At 74.8% G+C, this 6,651-nt stretch carries 5 protein-coding genes and 1 riboswitch; of the genes, 2 read left to right on the top strand and 3 right to left on the bottom strand.

Annotation, left to right across the window (positions count from 1 at the left end; all coding sequences use genetic code 11):
• Nucleotides 1-91: 91 nt before the first annotated feature.
• On the bottom strand, nucleotides 92-943 hold the full coding sequence (locus tag BUB17_RS12895) for an aggregation-promoting factor C-terminal-like domain-containing protein (protein ID WP_072918515.1): 852 nt from the start codon (nucleotides 941-943) through the stop codon (nucleotides 92-94).
• A gap of 217 nt (nucleotides 944-1,160) precedes the next feature.
• Nucleotides 1,161-1,321, bottom strand: a riboswitch (cyclic di-AMP (ydaO/yuaA leader).
• 203 nt (nucleotides 1,322-1,524) lie between these two features.
• Between BUB17_RS12895 and BUB17_RS12890 the strand changes: the two genes are divergently transcribed.
• Both BUB17_RS12890 and BUB17_RS12885 read left to right on the top strand, forming a co-directional pair.
• Nucleotides 1,525-2,634, top strand: coding sequence for an LLM class flavin-dependent oxidoreductase (locus BUB17_RS12890; protein ID WP_244277189.1), 1,110 nt, complete (start codon nucleotides 1,525-1,527; stop codon nucleotides 2,632-2,634).
• A complete protein-coding gene (locus BUB17_RS12885) occupies nucleotides 2,631-3,251 on the top strand; it encodes an FMN reductase (protein ID WP_072918513.1) in 621 nt (206 codons plus the stop codon). Before BUB17_RS12890 ends, BUB17_RS12885 begins: the two co-directional genes overlap by 4 nt.
• Before the next feature lie 113 nt (nucleotides 3,252-3,364).
• On the opposite strand, the gene BUB17_RS12880 is transcribed toward BUB17_RS12885, so the two are convergent.
• Both BUB17_RS12880 and BUB17_RS12875 read right to left on the bottom strand, forming a co-directional pair.
• Nucleotides 3,365-4,939, bottom strand: coding sequence for an FMN-binding glutamate synthase family protein (locus BUB17_RS12880; protein WP_072918512.1), 1,575 nt, complete (start codon nucleotides 4,937-4,939; stop codon nucleotides 3,365-3,367).
• A gap of 119 nt (nucleotides 4,940-5,058) precedes the next feature.
• Nucleotides 5,059-6,609: a gluconokinase gene (locus BUB17_RS12875; RefSeq protein ID WP_072918510.1), complete on the bottom strand. Its 1,551-nt coding sequence runs from the start codon at nucleotides 6,607-6,609 to the stop codon at nucleotides 5,059-5,061.
• Nucleotides 6,610-6,651 lie beyond the last annotated feature (42 nt).

Below are 6,651 nucleotides of genomic sequence, written 5' to 3'. Positions count from 1 at the left end.
CCGCTACGCCAAGCGCGCTGCCTACTACCGCGCCACGCTGCTGCTGGTCAGCGCAGTGCTCTGGCTCAGCACATGATCCGCGGGACAGGCCCTAGTACCAGCCCTTGGCCTGCGAGTGCGACCAGGCGCCGCACGGGCTGCCGTAGCGGTTCTCGATGTAGATCAGGCCGGCGTCGATCTGCCGGTAGCCGTCCGACGTCTTGGCGATGCCGGTGCTGGCCCACGTCGAGTTCAAGAACTGCGGGATTCCGTAGGCGGTGCTGGTGGGGTTCTGCGCATTGGGGTTCCAGCCGCTCTCCTTGCCCCACAGCTTCTCCAGGCAGCTGAACTGATCGGCGCTGCCGACCTTGGCCATCGCGTAGTCCTTGAAGGAGCCGCGCGGCGCGGCGGACGACGACGAGCTGCTGGCGGCGGGCGCCGGCGCCGCAGCCGGAGCGGGCGCGGGCGCGGCGGCCGCGCGCTGCGCGGCCTCACGGGCGGCGGCCTCGGCCGCGGCCTTCTCGGCGGCCGCGCGCTCCGCGGCCTCGCGGGCGGCCTGCTCGGCGGCGGCCTTCTCGGCGGCCTGGCGGTCCAGCTCGGCCTGCTGCGCGGCGGCCTGGAGCTGCGCGGCCTGTGCCTCAGCGGCCTGGCGCTCGCTGCGGGAGGCGGCGAGGTCCTGCAGCGGGGCCAGCTCGGGGGCGGCCGGGGCGGCGAGCGGCTGCTGCGCGGCGTCGGTGCGGATACCCAGCTGCTCGGCGACGCTCACGGAGGCGGTAACCGTCTCGGTCTCGGCCTCGGCGGCCGGCTGCGTGCCGACGACGGTGGTGACGGCGATGGCGCCGGCGGCGGCCGTGGCCAGCAGGATCGCCGGGCGGCGGCCGCCGGCGGGCAGCCGCAAGCGGCGGGCGGTCCGGTTGGCGGGGGCGTCGGTGGCCGGGACGGCCGGGAACTGCTTGGTGTCCATCAGGTGGGGGCTCCGTGGCGGAAGGGCGCGCGGGATCGGTCCTCGTGGCAGAGGACGGCCCGGTGCGGCGCGGTCTACGGGGGGTGCCGGCGGATCAGGAAGAGCCGGCGGGCGCAGTCGGGTGCCGGGTCAGCTGGCCGGGGAAGATGCGCGAGGCGCGCGTGGCCGGGGAAGCCGGCGAGCCGCGAGGGCCCGGGGGCGGGGCATGTGAGTGCTCCGTTCTTCCGTGAGCCGCCTACCGAGTTAGCTGACGGGTTCGGGCGGGAAGCAGCCCTACCGGCCCGCGCATCGTGCACGCGGGCGGGATTCACCCCAGTACTGCGGTGGGTCCCCGGCTCGCGCCCGCTGGCGGCGGACACGACTCGGCGGCGTCCGATCAGGCTCCCCGAACGGGGACGAGACGACCGACCGGACGGAAGCCACCGTAAGCGCCGTTACCGTCCCGTGACAATGGCGGGGACCACTTGTGTGACGCGAGTGACGTTCCGGTGCCGCGTCCGCTCTGCCTCGGAGGGAACCGGCCGAGCGGAATACCTCCCCACCGGATGCGTTGCACCGGACAGTAGTTGCACTCTCAACCAATGGAGACCGACATGCAGTTCGGCGTCTTCTCGGTCAGCGACATCACGACCGATCCCACCACCGGCCGCACGCCCGGCGAGGCTGAGCGGATCCAGGCGATCGTCGCCATCGCGAAGAAGGCCGAGGAGGTCGGGCTCGACGTCTTCGCCCTGGGCGAGCACCACAACCCGCCGTTCTTCTCCTCCTCGCCGACGACGACGCTGGCCTACATCGCCGCGCAGACGTCGCGGCTGCAGCTGTCGACGGCGACCACGCTGATCACCACCAACGACCCGGTGAAGATCGCCGAGGACTACGCGATGCTGCAGCACCTGGCCGGCGGCCGGGTGGACCTGATGATGGGCCGCGGCAACACCGGCCCGGTCTACCCCTGGTTCGGGCAGGACATCCGCAACGGCATCCCGCTGGCGGTGGAGAACTACGCGCTGCTGCGCCGGCTGTGGGACACCGAGGTCGTCGACTGGTCCGGGCAGTACCGCACGCCGCTGCAGGGCTTCACCTCGACCCCGCGGCCGCTGGACGGCGTCGCGCCGTTCGTGTGGCACGGCTCGATCCGCTCGCCGCAGATCGCCGAGCAGGCCGCCTACTACGGCGACGGCTTCTTCTCCAACCACATCTTCTGGCCGGCCGAGCACACGAAGCGGATGGTCGAGTTCTACCGCCGCCGGTACGAGCACCACGGCCACGGCAGCCCCGACCAGGCGATCGTCGGGCTGGGCGGCCAGGTGTTCATGCGCAGGAACAGCCAGGACGCGATCGCTGAGTTCCGGCCCTACTTCGACAACGCGCCGGTCTACGGCCACGGCCCGTCGCTGGAGGACTTCTCCCGCGAGACGCCGCTGACCGTCGGCAGCCCGCAGCAGGTCATCGAGCGGACCCTCGGCTTCCGCGAGTACGTCGGCGACTACCAGCGGCAGCTGTTCCTCGTCGACCACGCCGGCCTGCCGCTGAAGACGGTGCTGGAGCAGCTCGACATCCTCGGCGAGGAGGTCGTGCCGGTGCTGCGCCGTGAGTTCGCCGCCCTCAAGCCCGCGCACGTGCCCGACGCCCCGACCCACGCCTCGCGCGTGGCGGCCCGGCAGGCGTCCCCCGAGGAGGTCCCCGCATGACCACCCGCGCCCTGGCGGTCGTGAGCGGCGGGCTGTCGACCCCGTCGTCGACCCGGCTGCTGGCCGACCGGCTCACCGCCGCGACCGTCGCCGCCCTGCGCGAGCGGGGCGATGACGCGACGGTGGAGGTCGTCGAGCTGCGCACGCACGCCCGCGACCTGGCCGACGACCTGGTCACCGGCTTCGCCAACGAGCCGCTGCGGGCGGCGATCGACACGGTCACCGGCGCCGACGGGCTCATCGCGGTGACGCCGGTGTTCTCGGCGTCCTACAGCGGGCTGTTCAAGACGTTCTTCGACGTCCTGGACAAGGACTCCCTGACCGGGACGCCGGTGCTGCTCGGCGCCACCGCCGGCACCGCCCGGCACTCACTGGTGATCGAGCACGCGATGCGGCCGCTGTTCGCCTACCTCCGCGCGATCCCGGCACCCACCGGCGTCTTCGCCGCGTCGGAGGACTGGGCCGGTGCCAGTGGGGTGGACGCCGAGCTGGCCCGCCGGATCGACCGCGCGGCCGGCGAGCTGGCCGACCTGATCGCCGGCCGACCCTCGACCAAGCGGCCGGTGGACCCGTTCGCCGACGTCCCCTCCTTCGAGGAGCTGCTCCGCGGCGCGTGAGCCGCCCACTCCCCGCGATCATGGCGCCAGGACCACCTGCCGAGCCTGGTCGGCGGTCCCGGCGCCATGATCGCGGGGGAGATCGATGGGGTCGCGCCAGTCAGCTGCCGGCGTCAGCGGACGGCGTCCTCCGAGGGGACGGCGGAGCCGCCCTGCGGGGCCTCGGCGGTCATGATCCGCACGATCTCCTCGCGGTCGGCGGCCGACGGCAGCCCCCACCCCGGTTCGTAGCCGTAAACCTCCCCCAGCGGCGTGGCGGCCGTGCGCCCGGTGAGGATCTCGACGGAGGAGGAGTCGATGAGCCCGGGGTGCTCGACGCCGCAGGCCTCGGCGACCTTGACCAGGTCGCGGCGCAGCGTCCCGATGTAGTTCGCCGCGCGGACCGACTTCAGCTGCGGGTCGAGGCCGTGCGCCAGCCAGGGGTTCTGGGTGGCGACGCCGGTCGGGCAGGTGTCGGTGTGGCACTTCTGCGCCTGGATGCAGCCGATCGCCAGCATCGCCTCGCGGCCGACGTTGACCATGTCGCAGCCGAGCGCGAACGCCACGATCGCGTTGTCGGGCAGTCCCAGCTTGCCGGCGCCGACGAAGGTGACCTGCTCGTGCAGCCCCGCGCGGGCGAACAGCGAGTGCACCCGGGCGAAGCCGAGCTGGAACGGCAGGGACACCGAGTCGGTGAAGATGAGCGGCGCCGCGCCGGTGCCGCCCTCGCCGCCGTCCACCGTCACGAAGTCCACGCCGCGGCCGGTGCTCGCCATCAGGTCGGTGAGCTCGTGCCAGAAGGTCATGTCGCCGACGGCGGACTTGACGCCGACCGGCAGCCCCGTCTCGGCGGCGAGCAGCTCCACCCAGTCGAGCAGGCTGTCGGTGTCGGAGAACTCCGCGTGCCGCGACGGGCTGATGCAGTCCACGCCCTCCGGCACGCCGCGGGCGGCCGCGATCTCGGCCGACACCTTCGCGGCCGGCAGGACGCCGCCCAGGCTGGGTTTGGCGCCCTGGCTGAGCTTGACCTCCAGGGCGCGCACGGGCGCCCCGGCCACCAGGTCCTTGAGCCGCTGCAGGTCGAAACGGCCCTGCTCGTCCCGGCAGCCGAAGTAGGCGGTGCCGATCTGGTAGACCAGCTCCCCGCCGTGCCGGTGGTGCGCCGAGAGCCCGCCCTCGCCGGTGTTCTGCAGGCACCCGGCCAGCGCTGCCCCGCGGTTGAGCGCCTCGATCGCCGCGCCGGACAGCGACCCGAAGCTCATCGCCGAGACGTTGACGACCGAGGCCGGCCGGAACGCCTTCGCCCGGCCGCGCGGACCGCCGAGCACCTTGGCGCTGGGCAGCGCGACGTCGTGGCCGGCGTGGACGGAGGTGGGCGGTACCGCCCGGCCGAACGTGCGGTGGTTGATGACCGGGTAGCCGGCGGTGAACTCCAGGTCGTTGTCGGTGCCGAAGCCGAAGTAGTTGTTGTCGTGCTTCGCCGACGCGTACACCCAGCGCCGCTGGTCGCGGGTGAACGGGCGCTCCTCGTTGTTGCCCGCCACGAGGTACTGGCGCAGCTCCGGGCCGATCGACTCGAGCAGGTACCGGGCGTGGCCGATCACCGGGAAGTTGCGCAGCAGGGTGTGCTCGCGCTGCAGCAGGTCGCGGGCGGCCACTGCGGCCAGCGCGCCGAGGCCGGCGCCGGCCAGACGGAGGGTGCGTCCCATCGCGCCACGATGCCACCGCGGACCCGGCTCCGGGGGGTCCGTCGACGCCCCGCCCTCGTCAGGGCTCGGGACGGCCCAGGTGCGCGGACCGCCGTCCGGCTCTCGGATCGGCCCGGGGGTCACACGAGGGCGGCCGGGGTGTCGTCGAGCGCGTCCAGTGCGGTGAGGACGTCGGTCAGCGCGTCCGTGGAGCGCTCCACCAGCGGCCGCAGCCCCCGGTAGACCGCGGCGTCGTCCGGGTCTGGCTCCACCGGGTCGTGCACGGCCACCAGCGCGGTCGCGGCGTCGAGGTCCGGCAGCGCTCCCAGGGCGTGCAGCCCGAGCAGGCAGGCGCCCAGCCCGGTGCCCTCCGGGGAGTCGGCGACCCGCACCGGCAGGTCCAGGGCCGCGGCCAGCGTGCGCACCCACAGCGACGAGGCGACCGCTCCCCCGGTGGCGCGCACCTCGCACACCGGCAGGTCGGTGGCGGCGAACGCGTCGCGGACCAGCGCCAGCTGCTGGCAGACGCCCTCCACCGCGGCGCGGACCAGGTGCGGCCGCCGGTGCTCGCGGCGCAGGCCGATGTAGGCCCCGCGCAGTCCCGAGCGCCACCACGGCGCCCGCTCGCCGAGCAGGTAGGGCAGGCACAGCAGCCCGGCGCTCCCCGCGGGGACCTGCGCGGCCTCCTCGAGCAGCCGGGCGTCGAGCTCGTCGGCCGCCTCCCCGTGCGGCTCGGGGGAGCCGGGATCGACGGCCAGCGCCTGGCTGGCCCAGCGCACCACCGAGCCGCCGTTGTTCACCGATCCCCCGACCACCCAGGCGTCGTCGGTGAGCGCGTAGCAGAACAGCCGGCGCCCGGGGTCCACCGTGGGCGTGGGGACGACGACCCGCATCGCGCCGCTGGTGCCCAGGGACACCGCGGCGACCTCCGGGCGCACCGCGCCGACGCCGAGGTTGGCCAGCACCCCGTCGGCGGCCCCGACGACCACCGGGGTGTCCGCCGGCAGCCCGGTCGCGGCGGCGACGTCGGCGCGCAGGCCCGGCAGCACCGCGGTCGTCGGCAGCACCTCGCCGAGCTGGCCGACCCGGACGCCGGCGATGCCCAGCGCCTCGTCGTCCCACCGGCCGGCACGGAGGTCGTAGAGGCCGGTGGCCGAGGCGCACGAGCGGTCGACCACCTGCACGCCGCCGCACAGCGCCGCGAGCACCAGCTCCTTGACCCCGCCCCAGCGCGGCGTCCCGGCCACCCGGTCGGCGTCCTGCGCCCGCTCCCAGGAGAGCTTCACCAGCGGCGACATCGCGTGCACCGGCGTGCCGGTCCGGGCGTGCAGCGCGGAGGCGCGCCCGTCGGCGACCAGGGCCTGCGCCCACTCGGCGGCCCGGGCGTCGGCCCAGGTGACCACCGGCCCCAGCGGCGTGCCGTCGGCGTCCATCGGCACCAGGCCGTGCATGGCGGCGCTGAGGCTGATCCCGACGACGCGGTCGCCGCGCTCGCGGGCGAGCGCGGCGACCGCGGCGAGTGCCTCGACCGCGGCCTGCTGCAGGCGGCCGGCGTCGAGCTCGGCGCGGCCGGGCCCCGGCACCAGCAGCGGATAGCCGACGCTGACGAGGTCGCGCACGCGGGCGTCGACGCCCGCGGTGACCGCCTTCGTCGCCGTCGTCCCGGAGTCCAGCCCGACGACGACGTCCACGTGCACCTCCCGCTCGGGCCCTGGGCCGGGCCCGACGCCATC

It is taken from the genome of Geodermatophilus obscurus, assembly GCF_900143215.1.
Taxonomy (GTDB): domain Bacteria; phylum Actinomycetota; class Actinomycetes; order Mycobacteriales; family Geodermatophilaceae; genus Geodermatophilus; species Geodermatophilus obscurus_A.
Note: the sequence above shows the minus strand (reverse complement) of the source record. Positions and strands in the feature narration are given on the sequence as shown.

What these genes read in the sequence shown, in the direction of transcription:
- BUB17_RS12890 (WP_244277189.1), top strand. Translation starts at nt 1,525, where the DNA reads ATGGAGACCGACATGCAGTTCGGCGTCTTCTCGGTCAGCGACATCACG.
- BUB17_RS12880 (WP_072918512.1), bottom strand. Translation starts at nt 4,939, where the DNA reads ATGGGACGCACCCTCCGTCTGGCCGGCGCCGGCCTCGGCGCGCTGGCC.
- BUB17_RS12885 (WP_072918513.1), top strand. Translation starts at nt 2,631, where the DNA reads ATGACCACCCGCGCCCTGGCGGTCGTGAGCGGCGGGCTGTCGACCCCG.
- BUB17_RS12895 (WP_072918515.1), bottom strand. Translation starts at nt 943, where the DNA reads ATGGACACCAAGCAGTTCCCGGCCGTCCCGGCCACCGACGCCCCCGCC.